This window comes from Geothrix sp., from assembly GCF_049292215.1.
Taxonomy (GTDB): Bacteria; Acidobacteriota; Holophagae; order Holophagales; family Holophagaceae; genus Geothrix.
Genome location: NZ_JBATQW010000013.1, coordinates 1 through 14470, shown reverse-complemented (window position 1 = coordinate 14470; position 14470 = coordinate 1). Strand labels below are relative to the sequence as shown.

Here is a 14470-nt window from a genome sequence, read left to right as displayed (position 1 = left end):
CTACTCAGCTCCAGGGTCTCGCCTCGATGCGCAGGGTGCCCTTCAGGCCAGGCTTCGTCTTCTGGTCGATGGCGATGTCGAAGGCGAGGCCGCCGTCCAGCGGCCGGGTGACGGCATCCTTGCCGGGCTTGCCGGGATTGTCGCCCTGGAAGCCGTACTTGATGCGCCAGCCCCCCGGCGCGGCGGCATCGGGGAAGGCCTCCACGATCACCAACTCCCGCAGCACGTAGCCGCCCTCGAAGTGGCGCTTCAGGAACAGGATGCCGTCCACCTCGTAGTCGGGCACCAGCACCTTGAGGTCGAAGGCGAAGCTCACGGAGCCCGAGGCCTTCACGCTCTTGGCTGGATCCAGGAACACAGAGAAGAGGTGGGGGCTCTGGGACCGGTCGGGTCGCCGCTGGCTGCCGGGGGCGCCCGGGAACAGGGCCTCGTAGGTACGGAAGATGGCCGAGTGCTCGCGCACCTCGCGGCGGGTCATCTGCCACTGGCAGCCACGCACGCTGGCCGCGACCTCGAACTGGTACGAGGCCCGCACCTGCTTGCCGGCCTTCAGCTCCTTCAGCACCTCGGCGGGGAGGGTGATGTCGTCGATGTCGAGGATGCCGTCCACTCGCAGGGCCCCGAAGAGAAACCGGGTGAGGTTCTGGTAGCCCTCCTCGGAGTTCACCACGCCATAGGGGCCCGAGTGGCTGCGGTGGACGAAGGCGCGTGGCGAGCTGACCTCTCGGCCGTCGGCACCCCGGCCGTGGGTGGTGGCATTCTCGATGCGCACCAACCCGTCGCTCGCCTCGCCGGCCGCCCAGGCCGACAGGCCCCCGGCCACCGAGTAGTCGCGGGGGTTGGTGCCCACCAGGTTGAAGATCCGCTCCGGCGGGAAGTTGGTCACCACGGACACGTCGTCCCCGCTGGGCACAGCCAGGTAGCCCGCCATGCGCTCGCGATTGAAGTTGTTGATGTCGCCGAAGGACAGCCAGCCCGGCACGTTGCGCACGATGCGCATGTCGATGCCGTTGTGCGGGGTCGCGTATGTGTACAGCTTGTCCACGGCAGCCCGGGCCTGGGGGGAGCCAAGCTGCGGGTTCTGCAGGAAGGCGCGGCAGATGAGGCCGCCCATGGAGTGCGCCACCAGGTAGACGCGGAAGTCCTCCGGCGCGATGCCCAGCTTGGGATTGGCGCAGACCTTGTCGCGTAGCCGCAGGATCAGGGCATCCAGCCCCCTGGCGAAGCGCTCGATGGGGGGCGTCTCGCCGGTGCCGAAGTCCTTGCTGGCCTCGTCGTAGTAGCGGTAGATGATGACGCTGCGGTAGGGCACCACGCTGTCCGGGCGGTCCACAGCCACCAGGTCCTCGCCGTCCACGAACACGTCGTTGTAGCCGTGGTCGCTCATGAGCCGAACCAGGGGCGACTCGAAGTAGAAGCGCTTCACGTCACCGGTCCAGGCGGTGCGCGCCTTGGTCGAGCCGATGTTGAAGCCCATGTAGGGATCGGCGACGGTGTCCTCGATCTCGCCCTGGGTGGCGGCGAAGCCGCGCACGTAGATGATGGGGTGGTAGGGGTGCTGGGGATTGGTCAGCATGGCGCATCTCCCGCGGATGGATTGGCTGGATCAATTCAACCCACTTTGTACACCAATTGTAAGATTCCGTTGGAAAGGGCCTCGTGGTGGACCAGCTGCAGGGGGTGGCTGCAGCCCTCCGGAATCAGCCGGATGCCGCCCCCCAGCAGGATGGGGATCACCGAGACCTCCACCCGGTCCACCAGGCCCTGGTCCAGCAGGGCGCGGAAGAGGCTGGCTCCGCCGAACAGCCACAGGTCCTTGCCGGGGCCCGCCTTCAGGGCCTGGAGGCGCTCCGCCAGGCCCGTCCCCACCACCTGGACGCCTGGAAGCTCCGAGTGCGGAAGGGTGTGGGAGGCCACCAAGATGGACCGCCCGCGGGTGGGATCCTGCTCGCCCAGCGCCTGCACCACTTCGAAGGTCCGGCGGCCCATGATGAAGTGGTCGAACTCAGCGAACAACGCCACGAAGTCCACGCCGGGATCGGCGGGAAGCCAGTCGTACGAGCCGTCGGCCCGGGCGATGAACCCGTCCAGGCTCATGGCGACGTTGTAGCGGAGCAAGGGCATTAACGAACCCCGGCGGCCTCCTTTGGGTCCCCTACTGCAGGGAGTGCAGGCCGATCATGTTCCCTTCCGTGTCGACCAGCAGGGAGATGAAGCCGAACTGGCCGATGGACATCTTGGGCCGGTGCACCTGGCCGCCTGCCGCGGCCGCCCGGCCTTCCTCCACGGCGCAGTCCTCGCAGTGGAAATAGACCAGGGTGCCGCCGCCGCCGGAGGGTACGCCCGTCACCTTCACGAGGGCGCCGGAACTGCCGTACTGCTCCATGTCCGAGGGGAAGGCCCACAGCTCCAGTTCGTCCAGCGGGGCGTTCAGCTGCTGAAGCGCCACCTGGAACACAGCCTCGTAGAAGGCCCTGGCCCGGGCCATGTCCTGGACGTAGATCTCGAACCACCCGACCGCATTGCCACTCATGGCAGCCTCCAGAAAAGGGGAAGGGGATCGAAGGTAGCAGGCTTCTCCCGGGTCGTGAACGCCCTCACCGGCTGGCGCGGCACTTCGTGGCGCTGAACCGTGGGCCCATGAACAGGAGGGACGAGACGGCCAGGGTAGGCAGCAGGAGGACCGACAGCGCGGAAGGCGCCCCAACGAGGGCCGAGGCCAAGATGGCCGCCGCCCAGAGGATGGCGTTGGCGATGAGGTGGTTCCGGTTCACGGGGACCTCCAGTGGGTTGTTCCCCGGGGTACGGCCGCGCGGCGGAACGGTTTAGGGCCGGAAGGGCGCGGGCAGCAGGATCGGATTGACCGAGGTGCGCCGCACCAGGCGGCGGCGCTTCAGGTCGTACTTGCAGATCCAGGTGGTCTCCTCCGCCTTGACCTTGGCGGGGGTGAGCGTGCGGGCGAAGAGGTAGCGTCCGCCTGCGTCGATCCTCAGGTCCTCGGGGCGCTCCTGGGTGCTCAGGAGGAGGCCCGCCGGGGCTCCATCGATGGCGATGGCCGGGGGACGCTGGCCGGCCACCACGCGGAGGTCGCCGCCCTGGGGCAGCGCCACCCGCTCGTCCCAGGTCAGCGTGGGACCCTGCGGGTCGGGCCGGACCTGCAGCCGCAGAGGGGTGGCCTCCAGGAAGGCCTGAGTCAGCAGCTGGTCGGCGATCTTGCCGTAGCCCACGTAGGCGCCCAGGGCCGTGAAGGTCAGCACGAACAGGGTGAAGCTGACGAGGTAGGTCATGGGCTTAAAGGTGAAGCGCATTTTGGGATGACCTTTCAGGCGGCCCGGGGTGGCGGGCCGGATGTGTCGGCTGGGCAGGGGCTCAGCGGATGGAATACCAGGGCAGGGCCCCGGAGCCGTCCGGGTTGCCCGGCTCGGGGTAGAGCCGTCCCCCCTGGACCCGGAACCAGGCCGTGGAGCCGGCTCCCTGCGGATGTCCCTCGTCGGGGTACACCTTGTCGCCGCGGACCGAGAACCAGGGGGCCGTCCCCACGCCGTCGGGATGGCCCACGTCGGGATACAGCTTGCCGTCCCGCAGGGAGAAGAAAGCAGAAGGGCTCACCCCGTAGGGATGCCCTGCGTCAGGGAACAACCGCTCCATGTCGATCCTCCAGTGGTGGCTTCAGGAAGCAGTGTACGGGATTGGCCGCCCCGGTCAGCCCGGGATCTCGGCCTCGACCAGGAGCGCCAGCAGGAACAGGGACTCCTGCCAGCCCAGGAGGCAGGCTTCCGGGGGGATCACGGCGGGGATGCCCTCCTGCACGATGTCCACCTCGGTGCCACAGGACACGGGCCGCAGCGAGATCGTGGTCTGCATCTCCCCGGGCAGGCTGGGATCGTCGAAGGCGTCCGTGTGGCGGATGCGCTCGTTCGGGACCAACTCCAGGTACCTTCCGCCGAAGGCATGGCTCTGCCCGTTGGAGAGATTCGTGAACGACATCCGGTAGGTGCCGCCCACCCGGGCCTCCACATGCTCGACCCTGCCCGTGAAGCCGTGGGGCGGCAGCCACTTGACCATGGCATCGGCATCCAGGAAGGCGCGGTAGACCCGTTCAGGCGGGGCCTTGAGCACGCGATGCAGCCGGATGGTGTTCGTGGACATGGCAAGGCCCATTTGTGTTGGATCGGCCGGGGCGGAACAGCTTTCCCGGGGGATCGGGTGCGGGCGCCTCACCCGCTGGGGAAAAGGTAGTCGCCGCGGGCGGGGGCGCCAGAGACAGGTGGTGCTCAGGGCATGGGCGCAGCGGGGGGTTGCCACAGCTCGACCCGGTTTCCTTCAGGATCCATGACCCAGCCGAACGCGCCGAACTCGGATGCCTCCACCTTGGGATCGACGTCGCAGCCTTCCGCGCGCAGCGCCTCCAGCACCGCGTTCAGGTCCTCCACCACGTAGTTCACCATGAAGGGGGCCCGGCTCGGGGCGAAGTATTCCGACGAGTCCGGGAAGATGCTCCAGACCGTCACGCCATCGGGCTTGTTCCAGGGGAAGGCCGTTCCACCCCAGTCCTGCACATCGATGCCCAGGTGCTGCTGGTACCAGGCCCGGAGGGCTTCCGGATCCCTGGCCTTGAGGAAGACGCCGCCGATGCCCACGACCCGTTTCATGGCTGACTCCTTGGTTGGAATGACGAGTGATGACCATACACCAGGTGGGGCGGGGGGAGGAGGCGGCCCCTAGCCGGCACCTGCCTCCGGCTCCGCCAGCAGCAGCCGGTTCTTCGGGGTGATGTCGCCGGGAATCAGCTGGGTGGACACCCGGTAACCCTGGCCACGCAGGTGGGCAACCCGGGCCGCATCCATGGCCAGGGCACCCTCCATCCAGCCCTCCAGGCCGCCGAGGTCGCCCTGCCGCAGGTCGTGACAGCACGGCAGCACCGCCACCCGCGCCCCGGCCGCCATCGCCCGATCCAGGACCAGGTCCGTGAGGCCACCGCAGGCATGGGCGGAGACCACCAGATCCCCCGGGCCGAGGGGCACGGTCTCGAGATCCGCCTCGACATAGCGGACCCGGCCCCCCAGGCGCGGCCACTCGGCGCAGAGCGTGGCCTCAAGGGTGGCCGCGCTCTTGGGGATCCGCCGGTCTACGGCCAGGGCCTCGGGCGAGCTGTCGTCCAGCAGCAGCAGGACCTGCGCCAGCAGGCCGTGGCCGCAGGCCAGGTCCACCACCCGCCCGCCCCGGAACCGGCGCCGCACCCGGCGCGCGACCTCCCAGGCCTCGTACAGCTCCTTGCGCGGAAGGCACCCGGCCCGGCAGACCGCCCGGCCAAGGGCGTCGAAGAGGGTTTCCCCCGCGAACTGGTCGAGGCGCCTGTCGGTCAACCGGTTGCGGGACGAGCGATCCATGGGGACCACGGTTGCCTGGGGGACGGGAAATGTCGATGGCGAATATCCGCCTGCGCCCGCAGGCCGCCATCGATGGGCACTAGGTCCCTGACCAGCCTTTCGGGTTTGGGGCGTCGGAAGGCTTGTGGCTGATCGCAGAGCTGGTCAGGTGAGTGGAAGCTGACGGAACCTGTCCGCGAAGGCAGCCCAGCTCGCAGTGCGAGGGGCGACGAACCACAGCAGCTGCACGAAGACGACCATGCCTGCGAACCAGGCGAAAGCGCGCCGGTCACGCGAGTGCGCTGGCAGCCCGCGGAGCAGGACGAAGAGGATCAGGAACCCGAGGGGGAAGGTGATGAGCTGGTAGTGCCAGAACTTGGGGAGCTGCACCACATGGAACGCCAGGGTGCGAGCCACCACTGGATCCAGGAGAACGATCGCCGTGCAGAGCATGAAGCAGCCGTGCAGCCTGGGCCGATCAAGGTGTACCAGCGCCAGCACGTAGGCGCCCAGAAAGAGCACCGAGACGGAGAGCGGCAGGTAGAGGGTGTAGGCCTCCCTTGCGAAGGTGGCTTCGTCCATCCGGGAGAAGCGAAAGTGGGCGAGGAGCAGGGCGGACAGAAAGAACAGGGGCGCGACCAGGTAGGAGGCTCTCCCGAGCGCCTTGTGCATGTCTCGCCGTCCAGACCGGATCAGGAAAATCTGCCCAAGGAGCATGAAGAGCCAGAGGGCCCCGAGACCTGCGTGGGTGTGCGTATAGCCATCGATCGTCGAGAAGGGCCTGCTGAGGTAGGTCGGCCAGAACGCCAGGAGGGTCAGGCCAATGAGGCCGATCATGGAAAGCGCGGCGGTGGATCGCAAGGAGGTCACGCGTGGTCCTTTAGGAAGTATGGCCCGACCCCACGATGAACCAGCTCAGGGGGCAACGACAACCTGCGAGTTGAATGGATGAGACCAGCAAGCCTTGCCTGCACTGAGGTGCCAGGCCGAACCGTGGAAGGGAAATGAATGGAAAGCACGCATGGGCAGTGCTTGCGGGGGCGGGCCTTGGCGAATGGTTGGGCTGCACGAGTCGAAGGCACTGAGATATAGCGGACAGCAGACATCAGCTTCGTGGCAATTCTCTGATTTCCACGGTGCCTCCCGACTCAATCACAGGGTTTCCCGTCAAAAACCGTCTGGCCCCTTCAAGGCTCTCGGCTTCGACGCGAATATAGCCAGAGAGATGAGATGTGATTGGTTTCGGCTGGCCATTCCTTGACACACATTCCCCGAGGCCAATGGAACTTCCTCCTGAAAACCGCCCGCTTGCTCGGAGCATGGCGAAATAGGAATTCCATGAAGCTTCACTGTTGAAGGGTGAACGCTCATCCGAATCGTCATGCATGAAAAGGATGTAGTCGTTCATCGGTTGGCTCCTCGTTCATGGCCGAAGGGGCGGCATGATGGGTGGGAGGGTAACGGAAGGCAGTGCAGGCAGGGGCCGAGTTGAGCGGAGGGTTGGACCGCCAACCTTTACTCTGGTCCTGTCGGCATGGGGCCAATGGGAGAACCGCAGGTTTCGCAGAACTGCGCCAAGGGCCCGACCGAATGGCCGTTGGGGCAATGCTTCGGTCGGTCTTCATCTCGGGCGTGAGCTTTGGAATAGAGAATCGAGAAGGCAGCACAATAGAAGGCCATCCAGTGACCCGAGAACCCTCGCACCACGGACGGCGGCATTGGACCAGCGGAGGGATGACCAGAGGGCGCGATAATCATGAACAGAACGAAATTGAAGATGGCGTACCCAAAGAAAAAGTAGGTGAGGTACTTCATCCAGGTGGGACTCCAGCGCAGGGCGGCCTTCCATACATTCTTGGAGGGGACGTTCCGGCTCAGCATGTGACTTGAAATGACAGCCGGGATCCAAACAACGAAGATTCCGACGTGGAGAAACCAGGTCTGATCGCCCAACGGCCCATTGAAGCCGAACAGAGCCGAAAGATGTGAGACCAAGCTCGCCGCGAAGCCGATGGCGGCGAGGAAGGCGAATCCGTTCAGAAGTGGCTTCATGAGAGTCCTGGCGGTCTAAGGATGTGACCAACGGGACCCGCCTGCGACAGGGCGCAGAGCGGAGTCGAGGAGGCTGGGACTTGAGACAGAGCGGAGGACACGACAGGTGGTGGCCGGTTGAGCTTAGGGTTAGATGTCAACGTGCGGCGAAACGGCATGAAAGGGCTTCATCAGGGATGGGACGAGCGGCATCTCTGCTCTGGTGTTTGGCGTATGTGACGCGCCTAGAAAGCCGCATGGGATTCCCTGGGCTTCCCATAGATTCGCAGTGTCAGTCACCTGAAAGTGTAGATGAGGCATGGTTGAGTTTCCGGAATTCCCAACTGAGGCAATCCGTTGGCCTGGAATCAAGTGGTCTCCAGGCCGAACGGTGAGACTGCCCCTCTGCAAGTGTGCGTAGAGTGCCACTCCATCCTCGCCCTTGATGAGGACATAATTTCCAAGTAGCGGACGAAGGTCGTCCTTCTTCGGTTTCCGCTGCAGCACATGTGCTCGCAGGACTTCCCAAATCGCATTGATCTGCTTCCGATCGGGCCAGTCGTCTTCTGCTGCGACGACCACCCCTGGGAAGGCTGCGAACACCGGTTCGCCCCAGGCAAAGAAGGCCTGAGCGGGCACTCGCAGGAAGAACTGCCGCCAAAGTGAGTGATGAGAAAAACTCGTTCCCGACTTCGATATGCGAGCGAGGTCATACGCGTAGGTCTGTCCAAGGAAGTGTGTTCCATGGCTTGGTACACGTTCAGCAGGTGTATTGACGGCAACCCAATCGCCAGTGACCGGCGGATTGATAGATAGAGTTGCAGCAGAATCCTTCATTGACGCCTATCGAACAGAGCCAACCGGCCACACATGCGCCGAGGCGGTAAGCGGAGCCGAGGAAGCTAGAAGATGAGAGAGAACCGAAGGCAATGCAGGTGGGGCCCGGGTTGAGCGCAAAGTTAGGTGGCGCCGACACACATTGAAATGATGCCGATGGCAATGAAAACAGGCCAAGCCAGATGTCTGCCCCGAGAAGCAGTGAGCGTGACAAGTCCAGTTGTAAGGAAGGTTGTACCAATAGCAAAGGCCACGACCTGACGTGAGATGGAACCTTGAGCCAGATGCAACAGGATTGCAGCAAAGCCCCACCAAGCAATCGTTGTGATGTGCCATGCGAATCGAAGGGTTCGAGTTGTGAACTGAGTACCACCAAAGAGTTTTGGCAGGTCTTCTCGGCGAAAGAGCCGAATGAGGATGTAGCGCTCACCGAGGTAGGAATGAGCTACACCCACTGAGATGAGCAGAAACGCCGCGATGTAGAGGGCGATGGACATAGCCACCTAACTCTGAATTATGCGACTGGGCTTGAAGTGGGTATGGCCGCATAAGGGGGAGAGCTGAAAAATCAGGTAGAACTAACATAGGAAATAACGGCTCGATTGAGGAATAGGCAAACGTAAAAAAATCCGAATGGATTGGGGGTCTAGCCCCACACCCGCTTGCCGGCGACCCAGGTGCCGAGGATCTGGCCGGGGAGGTTCCAGCCCTTGAAGGGGGTGTTGAAGGACTTGGACTGGATGAAGGCACGGTCGACCTGGACCTTCTGGTTCGGGTCAAAGAGGACGAAATCGGCGGGGGCGCCGGGCTTCAGGCTGCCGAGTCCCTGCTTGTCGAGGTGGAAGGCCTTCGCGGGCTCCCAGGCCAGCAGGCTGATGGCCTTGGCCAGGCTGATGACCTTGCGGTTCACCAGCAATTCCAGCGTCAGGGGCAGGGCGGTCTCCAGGCCGATGACGCCGAAGGCGGCGATGGGCAGTTCGACCTCCTTGTCGTCCCAGCCATGGGGGGCGTGGTCCGTGGCGATGGCGTCCACGGTGCCGTCCGCGATGGCCTCCAGCAGGGCCTGGATGTCGGCCTCGGTGCGCAGGGGCGGGTTCATCTTGTAGTCGCTGTCGAACTTCATGAGCTCCTTGTCCGAGAGAGCGAAGTGGTGGGGCGTCACCTCGCAGGTGACGGCGATGCCCCGGGCCTTGGCCTCGCGCACCATGCGCAGGGAGCCCGCAGTGCTGAGGTGGGCCAGGTGCAGGTGGCCGCCCGTGTGCTCGGCCAGCACGATGTCCCGGGCCACCATGGCTTCTTCGGCCGCGGCAGGAATGCCCAGGCAGCCGAGCGAGGCGCTCACGGCACCCTCGTGCATGTAGCCCTTGCCAGCCAGATCCTTGTCCTCTTCGTGGGCCACCACAGGCACTTCTAGCCAGCGGGTGTATTCCAGCGCCCGCCGCATGAGCGAGGCGTTGGTGATGGGCAGGCCGTCGTCCGAGAAGGCCACGCAGCCCGCGGCCTTGAGGGTGCCCATGTCCGCCAGTTCCTCGCCCTTCATCTCGCGGCTCACGCTGCCAATGGGGAAGTAGCGGCAGAGGTCCGCCTTGGCGGCCCGGGTGAGCATCATCTCCGTGATGGCCACGCTGTCGTTCACGGGCTTGGTGTTGGCCATGGCGCAGACGGAGGTGAAGCCCCCGGCCACCGCCGCCCGGCTGCCGGTCTCGATGCTCTCCTTGCGGGTCTGCCCCGGCTCGCGGAAGTGCACGTGCAAATCCACGAAGCCCGGCGCCAGCACCGCCCCGCCGCCATCGAGCACCTCGAGGCCTTCGCGCTTCGGGATGGCCGCCGCGTCCGCGGCGATGGCCTCCACCTTCCCATCGACCACCAGCAGGACTCCGAGGCCATCGAGGTTCTGGGCCGGATCGACCAGGCGGACATTCTTCACGAGCAGGGACATGGGGGACTCCGGGGCTCTGGAACTCGGGGCAGACCACTAACGCTTCAAGATAAAAGAAGAATACCTCGGTGTTCCGCTTTTGCTTTTTGGCCCTACTCCATCCGGTAGTTCGGGGCTTCCTTGGTGATCATCACGTCGTGGGCGTGGCTCTCCCGCAGGCCGGAGCCGCTGATCTCCACGAAGGTGGCCTTCTCCTGGAAGTCGGCGATGCTCTGGCCGCCGCTGAGGCCCATGCCCGCGCGCAGGCCGCCCATGAGCTGGGTGACCAAGTCGCCCATCTTGCCCTTGTAGGGAACCTGGCCCTCGATGCCCTCGGGCACCAGCTTGGTGTCGTCCTTGCCTTCCTGGAAGTAGCGGTCCTTGCTGCCCTGCTTCATGGCGCCCAGGCTGCCCATGCCGCGGTAGGCCTTGAAGGTGCGGCCGCCGTAGAAGATGGTCTCGCCCGGCGCCTCGTCGGTGCCCGCGAAGAGGCTGCCGATCATCACGGCGTTGGCGCCCGCGGCGATGGCCTTGGCCACGTCGCCGCTGAACTTGATGCCGCCATCAGCGATGCATGGCACGCCCGCTTCGCGGCAGGCCCGGCTGGCCTCGGCCACGGCCGTGATCTGGGGCATGCCGGCGCCGGTGACGATGCGAGTGGTGCAGATCGATCCGGGCCCGATGCCGATCTTCACGGCGTCAGCTCCGGCGTTGCAGAGGTCCTTGGCGCCCTGGTAGGTGGCCACGTTGCCCGCGATGAGCGACACACCGGGGTAGGCCTTCTTCAGGGCCTTCACGGCATCGAGCACGCCCTGGCTGTGGCCGTGGGAGCTGTCCAGGCAGAGCACGTCCACTTGGGCCTCCACCAGGGCTGCGGCGCGGTCCAGCAGGTCCTTGCCCACGCCCACGGCGGCGCCCACCCGCAGGCGGCCGAAGCTGTCCTTGCAGGCGTTGGGGTACTCGATGGACTTCTCGATGTCCTTGACGGTGATGAGGCCCTTGAGCTGACCCTGGCCATCCACCACCAGCAGCTTCTCGATGCGGTGCTTCTGCAGGATGGCGCGGGCCTCCTGCAGGGTGGTGCCCACGGGCACGGTGACCAGGTTGTCCTTGGTCATGGCTTCGCGCACGGGGATGTCCCAGCGGGTCTCGAAGCGCAGGTCGCGGTTGGTGAGGATGCCCACCAGCTTGTGCCCTTCCACCACGGGCACGCCGCTGATGCGGAACTTCGCCATCAAGGCCTCGGCCTCGCGGATGGGCGCGTCGGGCTCGATGGTGATGGGGTCGGTGATCATGCCCGATTCCGAGCGCTTCACCTTGTCCACCTCCTCGGCCTGGCGCTCGGGGCTGAGGTTCTTGTGGACGATGCCGATGCCGCCGAGCTGGGCCAGGGCGATGGCCATGCGGCTCTCGGTCACCGTGTCCATGGCCGCGGAGAGCAGGGGGATGCGGAGGGTGATGTCGCGGGTGAGGCGGGTGCCCAGGTCCACCTGGTTGGGGTGGAGCTCCGAGTAGCCCGGCACCAGCAGGACGTCGTCAAAGGTCAGGGCGCGCGGCAGGGGCAAGGTCAGCATGGGGATTCCAGGATCCGGACCCGCGGCCTGCGGGACCTTGCAGCCCATGGTCGCACGGCCCCGGGGCCGCTTCCACCCTCAGCGGGGCGAAGCAGCGCAAACCATTCTCCGGCGGGCCCTCCTACGCAATCAAATCCGAGCAGTCGGTCTGTGCCCACTCGCAGCGTGGCTGGAAGGGGCAGCCGGTCGGAATGTCCTGGGGGCGGGCAGGAACCCCGCTTCCTCGGAAGCCAGACCCCGGGCGGCCTGCACCAGCCTGGCCGTGAAGGGGTGCCTGGGCGGGGTTAGCAGCCGGGTCACGGGGCCGGCCTCCATGGCCGCGCCGCCGTAGAGGACCAGCAGGCGCTCGCAGACCTGCGAGGCCACGGCCAGGTCGTGGGTGATCCACAGGAAGCCAAGGCCCCGCTCCCGCTTGAGGTCCAGCATCAGGTCCAGGAAGTCCCGCTGCACCAGGGGATCCAGGGCCGTGGAGGGTTCGTCCAGCACCAGCAGCTCAGGGTCGCAGGACAGGGCCATGGCTAGGCAGAGCCGCTGGCGCTGGCCGCCGCTGAGCTGGTGGGGGAAGCAGGCCAGGAAGGGGGCGTCGCCGGGCAGCCGCAGGCGCTCCAGCAGGGGGCCCAGCCGCCGCAGGGTCGCAGCCTGGGGCTCCTTCCGATGGAGACCCGGCAGCAGGGCCAGGTGCTCCCCCAGGTTGAGCAGCGGGTTCAGGGCCCCCAGGGGGTCCTGGGGCACCCACGCCAGCCGGGCACCGCGGAGGGCGTCCCGGGCCGATCCCGCCCCGGTCCAGGCGGATTCCGAAGGCGCTCAGGGTGCCGACAGACTGGAGCACGCCCGGCGGCAGCACGCCGAACAGGGCCCGGGCCAGCAGGCTCTTGCCGGAACCGCTCACCCCGGCTACGCCCAGGCGCTCCCCGGGGGCCAGGGTGAGGCTCAGGGCCCCAGCAGGCGCACCCCATCCGCCCGCTGCAGGACCAGTTCCTCGACGACCAGGGACATGCCCAGAGGATTGCATGGAAGTGGTGGCTGTCAAAGGAGTTCCAAAGTCTCCGCAGATAGGCCTTGACGCCCTCCGGGGCGGTCCTACCCTTGGTCCACCCGATCACCCCGCGGAACCTGAACCGGTCCCGCCATGGCATGGAGGAGTCATGGATTTCCTGCGCCCAGAACTTCAGGAGCGCCTGATGAAAGAACACTTCGAATTCCGCAAGCTCATGGAAGAACACAAGTCTGCGGACTCGCGGCTCGGTGACCTCCAGAAGAAGCCCAGCCTCTCCGCCAAGGAATCCCTGGAAGAGGTGGAGCTTAAGAAGATCAAGCTGCGCGCCAAGGAACGCATCTACCACATTGTGCAGGAGGTCTCCAAGCGAGCCGAACAGTAGGCCGCCGCACTCACAGGAGAAGCCCCGGGAATCGGCCCGGGGCTTCGTTTTGTTCTGAGGTGACGATCACAATTGGGCGGACTGTGATCGACTCGGGGAAAGCCAAGAAGCGGTTTGAACCACCGATGAACACCGTTGAACTCCGCTGAAAAGCTGATCAAGAAAAGGTCTGGGAGAAAGCCAACTGTCACTTTCTCGGCTTTGGCCCTATCTGCATTTTTCGGTGTGCATCGGTGTGCATCGGTGTTCATCGGTGGTTCTTCACTTACTGATTCCATAAACGGCTGAATCGCCGTTCCTTCCCATCCACCAAATATTCCTTTGTGGTCGGTGGTTGAGGTTCATCGGGCCGGAAGGAACCTGGGCCGGTAGGGCTCTCCCACCCAGTAGACCAGCTCCAGCAACTCCTCTACGTCCCACAGCAGCACCTCGGCGCGGGCGCCTGCGTGCAGGTGGCCCAGGTCGGCGTGGCGCAGGCTGCGGGCGGCGTGGAGGGTCATGGCGGTGAAGGCCTCCTCAAACGTCAGGCGCAGCTGCAGGCAGCCCAGGCGCAGGATGGTGAGCGGGTCCACGCAGGGGCAGGACCCGGGGTTGAAGTCCGTGGCGAGCGCCACGCGGCAGCCCGCCTCGATCATCTTCCGCGCCGGCGCCCAGTCGCGCATGCCCAGGAACAGCGTGGTGCCCGGCAGCAGCACGGGGGTGACGTCGGCCGCCGCCATGGCCTTCATGCCGGCCTCGCTGCAGAACATGAGGTGGTCGGCGCTGGCGGCGCCAAGCTCCGCGGCCAGTTCCGCGCCACCGGTCCAGGTGAGCTCGTCGGCGTGCACGCGGGGGATGAGGCCGAGCCGCTTGCCGGCCTCGAAGATGCGGCGGCCCTGGTCGGCGCTGAACACGCCGCTCTCCACGAACACGTCACAGAAGCGCGCCACGCCCGGATGGCGCCGAACCAGCTCCGGCAGCCAGTCCTCAGCCACGGCGCGGGCGTTGGCCTCGGCATCACCGCCGAATTCGGGTGCCAGGTCGTGGGCGGGCAGCAGCGTCACATCGAGGCTCCAGCCCCGCCGCTTCAGCTCGGCATAGGCGGCCGTAAGGCGGGACTCGGCCTCCAGCTCCAGGCCGTACCCGGTTTTGCATTCGAGGTGCACCACGCCGCGCTGACAGAAGGCCCGCAGGCGGGATTCTCCCGAGGCCACCAGCTCCTCCACGGTCGCGCCGCGGGTGGCGCGCACGGTCTCGCGGATGCCGCCGCCCTCGGCGGCGATCTGCTGGTAGGTGACGCCGGCCAGTCGCCGGTTGAACTCGCCCGAGCGGTTGCCGCCGAAGAGCAGGTGCGTGTGGGGATCCACGAAGCCCGGCGTGGCC

The 14470-nt window shown here is 65.9% G+C and carries 19 protein-coding genes and 1 pseudogene; 1 reads left to right on the top strand and 19 read right to left on the bottom strand.

All coding sequences use genetic code 11. The annotated features are described in order from the left end of the window. Positions 1-4 precede the first annotated feature (4 nt). The 18 genes and pseudogenes from WAS25_RS02640 to WAS25_RS02555 all read right to left on the bottom strand — a co-directional run. Complete coding sequence (locus WAS25_RS02640) at positions 5-1576, bottom strand: esterase/lipase family protein (protein ID WP_422309956.1); 1572 nt, start codon at positions 1574-1576, stop codon at positions 5-7. A 35-nt stretch (positions 1577-1611) separates the two neighbouring features. Then, complete coding sequence (locus WAS25_RS02635; protein WP_422309955.1) at positions 1612-2124, bottom strand: dihydrofolate reductase family protein; 513 nt, start codon at positions 2122-2124, stop codon at positions 1612-1614. A 31-nt stretch (positions 2125-2155) separates the two neighbouring features. Then, a complete protein-coding gene (locus tag WAS25_RS02630; RefSeq protein WP_422309954.1) occupies positions 2156-2533 on the bottom strand; it encodes a VOC family protein in 378 nt (125 codons plus the stop codon). 64 nt (positions 2534-2597) lie between these two features. Continuing rightward, the gene (locus tag WAS25_RS02625; protein ID WP_422309953.1) at positions 2598-2774 is read right to left on the bottom strand and encodes a hypothetical protein; all 177 of its coding nucleotides are present in this window, start codon (positions 2772-2774) and stop codon (positions 2598-2600) included. 51 nt (positions 2775-2825) lie between these two features. After that, positions 2826-3308, bottom strand: a complete 483-nt coding sequence (locus WAS25_RS02620; RefSeq protein ID WP_422309952.1) for a hypothetical protein — start codon at positions 3306-3308, stop codon at positions 2826-2828. A gap of 61 nt (positions 3309-3369) precedes the next feature. After that, a complete protein-coding gene (locus WAS25_RS02615; RefSeq protein WP_422309951.1) occupies positions 3370-3648 on the bottom strand; it encodes a hypothetical protein in 279 nt (92 codons plus the stop codon). A gap of 54 nt (positions 3649-3702) precedes the next feature. Further along, the gene (locus tag WAS25_RS02610) at positions 3703-4149 is read right to left on the bottom strand and encodes an SRPBCC family protein (RefSeq protein WP_422309950.1); all 447 of its coding nucleotides are present in this window, start codon (positions 4147-4149) and stop codon (positions 3703-3705) included. Positions 4150-4274: 125 nt separating this feature from the next. Then, a complete protein-coding gene (locus WAS25_RS02605) occupies positions 4275-4652 on the bottom strand; it encodes a VOC family protein (RefSeq protein WP_422309949.1) in 378 nt (125 codons plus the stop codon). Positions 4653-4721: 69 nt separating this feature from the next. Next, positions 4722-5390, bottom strand: coding sequence for a methyltransferase (locus WAS25_RS02600; protein ID WP_422309948.1), 669 nt, complete (start codon positions 5388-5390; stop codon positions 4722-4724). 144 nt (positions 5391-5534) lie between these two features. After that, the gene (locus tag WAS25_RS02595; RefSeq protein WP_422309947.1) at positions 5535-6239 is read right to left on the bottom strand and encodes a hypothetical protein; all 705 of its coding nucleotides are present in this window, start codon (positions 6237-6239) and stop codon (positions 5535-5537) included. Positions 6240-6474: 235 nt separating this feature from the next. Continuing rightward, positions 6475-6777 carry a hypothetical protein gene (locus WAS25_RS02590; RefSeq protein WP_422309946.1) on the bottom strand — a complete coding sequence of 101 codons (303 nt, stop codon included), beginning with the start codon at positions 6775-6777 and terminating at the stop codon, positions 6475-6477. A gap of 107 nt (positions 6778-6884) precedes the next feature. Further along, on the bottom strand, positions 6885-7421 hold the full coding sequence (locus WAS25_RS02585; protein WP_422309945.1) for a hypothetical protein: 537 nt from the start codon (positions 7419-7421) through the stop codon (positions 6885-6887). A 129-nt stretch (positions 7422-7550) separates the two neighbouring features. Continuing rightward, positions 7551-8237: a M23 family metallopeptidase gene (locus tag WAS25_RS02580; protein ID WP_422309944.1), complete on the bottom strand. Its 687-nt coding sequence runs from the start codon at positions 8235-8237 to the stop codon at positions 7551-7553. Positions 8238-8359: 122 nt separating this feature from the next. After that, complete coding sequence (locus WAS25_RS02575; protein ID WP_422309943.1) at positions 8360-8734, bottom strand: hypothetical protein; 375 nt, start codon at positions 8732-8734, stop codon at positions 8360-8362. 149 nt (positions 8735-8883) lie between these two features. Then, entirely contained in the window at positions 8884-10176 is a 1293-nt protein-coding gene (locus tag WAS25_RS02570) for a dihydroorotase (protein ID WP_422309942.1), read from the bottom strand. A 92-nt stretch (positions 10177-10268) separates the two neighbouring features. Then, positions 10269-11729 (bottom strand): IMP dehydrogenase, encoded by a 1461-nt coding sequence (gene guaB, locus WAS25_RS02565; RefSeq protein ID WP_422309941.1) that lies wholly within the window; start codon positions 11727-11729, stop codon positions 10269-10271. A gap of 129 nt (positions 11730-11858) precedes the next feature. Continuing rightward, entirely contained in the window at positions 11859-12470 is a 612-nt protein-coding gene (locus tag WAS25_RS02560) for an ATP-binding cassette domain-containing protein (protein WP_422309981.1), read from the bottom strand. A gap of 88 nt (positions 12471-12558) precedes the next feature. Beyond that, positions 12559-12741: pseudogene (locus WAS25_RS02555) on the bottom strand (ATP-binding cassette domain-containing protein); the annotation flags it as partial. Between the two features lie 133 nt (positions 12742-12874). Here WAS25_RS02555 and WAS25_RS02550 point away from each other — a divergent pair. Continuing rightward, positions 12875-13108 carry a DUF465 domain-containing protein gene (locus WAS25_RS02550; protein WP_422309940.1) on the top strand — a complete coding sequence of 78 codons (234 nt, stop codon included), beginning with the start codon at positions 12875-12877 and terminating at the stop codon, positions 13106-13108. Positions 13109-13449: 341 nt separating this feature from the next. Here WAS25_RS02550 and hutI read toward each other — a convergent pair. Next, positions 13450-14470 (bottom strand): imidazolonepropionase (gene hutI / locus WAS25_RS02545; RefSeq protein WP_422309939.1); only part of this gene is annotated, 1021 nt, incomplete at its 5' end.

Excerpts from the sequence above, each read along its gene's own strand:
- WAS25_RS02640 (WP_422309956.1), bottom strand. The coding sequence starts at position 1,576 with ATGCTGACCAATCCCCAGCACCCCTACCACCCCATCATCTACGTGCGC.
- WAS25_RS02635 (WP_422309955.1), bottom strand. The coding sequence starts at position 2,124 with ATGCCCTTGCTCCGCTACAACGTCGCCATGAGCCTGGACGGGTTCATC.
- WAS25_RS02630 (WP_422309954.1), bottom strand. The coding sequence starts at position 2,533 with ATGAGTGGCAATGCGGTCGGGTGGTTCGAGATCTACGTCCAGGACATG.
- WAS25_RS02620 (WP_422309952.1), bottom strand. The coding sequence starts at position 3,308 with ATGCGCTTCACCTTTAAGCCCATGACCTACCTCGTCAGCTTCACCCTG.
- WAS25_RS02615 (WP_422309951.1), bottom strand. The coding sequence starts at position 3,648 with ATGGAGCGGTTGTTCCCTGACGCAGGGCATCCCTACGGGGTGAGCCCT.
- WAS25_RS02610 (WP_422309950.1), bottom strand. The coding sequence starts at position 4,149 with ATGTCCACGAACACCATCCGGCTGCATCGCGTGCTCAAGGCCCCGCCT.
- WAS25_RS02605 (WP_422309949.1), bottom strand. The coding sequence starts at position 4,652 with ATGAAACGGGTCGTGGGCATCGGCGGCGTCTTCCTCAAGGCCAGGGAT.
- WAS25_RS02600 (WP_422309948.1), bottom strand. The coding sequence starts at position 5,390 with ATGGATCGCTCGTCCCGCAACCGGTTGACCGACAGGCGCCTCGACCAG.
- WAS25_RS02590 (WP_422309946.1), bottom strand. The coding sequence starts at position 6,777 with ATGAACGACTACATCCTTTTCATGCATGACGATTCGGATGAGCGTTCA.
- WAS25_RS02585 (WP_422309945.1), bottom strand. The coding sequence starts at position 7,421 with ATGAAGCCACTTCTGAACGGATTCGCCTTCCTCGCCGCCATCGGCTTC.
- WAS25_RS02580 (WP_422309944.1), bottom strand. The coding sequence starts at position 8,237 with ATGAAGGATTCTGCTGCAACTCTATCTATCAATCCGCCGGTCACTGGC.
- WAS25_RS02575 (WP_422309943.1), bottom strand. The coding sequence starts at position 8,734 with ATGTCCATCGCCCTCTACATCGCGGCGTTTCTGCTCATCTCAGTGGGT.
- WAS25_RS02570 (WP_422309942.1), bottom strand. The coding sequence starts at position 10,176 with ATGTCCCTGCTCGTGAAGAATGTCCGCCTGGTCGATCCGGCCCAGAAC.
- guaB (WP_422309941.1), bottom strand. The coding sequence starts at position 11,729 with ATGCTGACCTTGCCCCTGCCGCGCGCCCTGACCTTTGACGACGTCCTG.
- WAS25_RS02550 (WP_422309940.1), top strand. The coding sequence starts at position 12,875 with ATGGATTTCCTGCGCCCAGAACTTCAGGAGCGCCTGATGAAAGAACAC.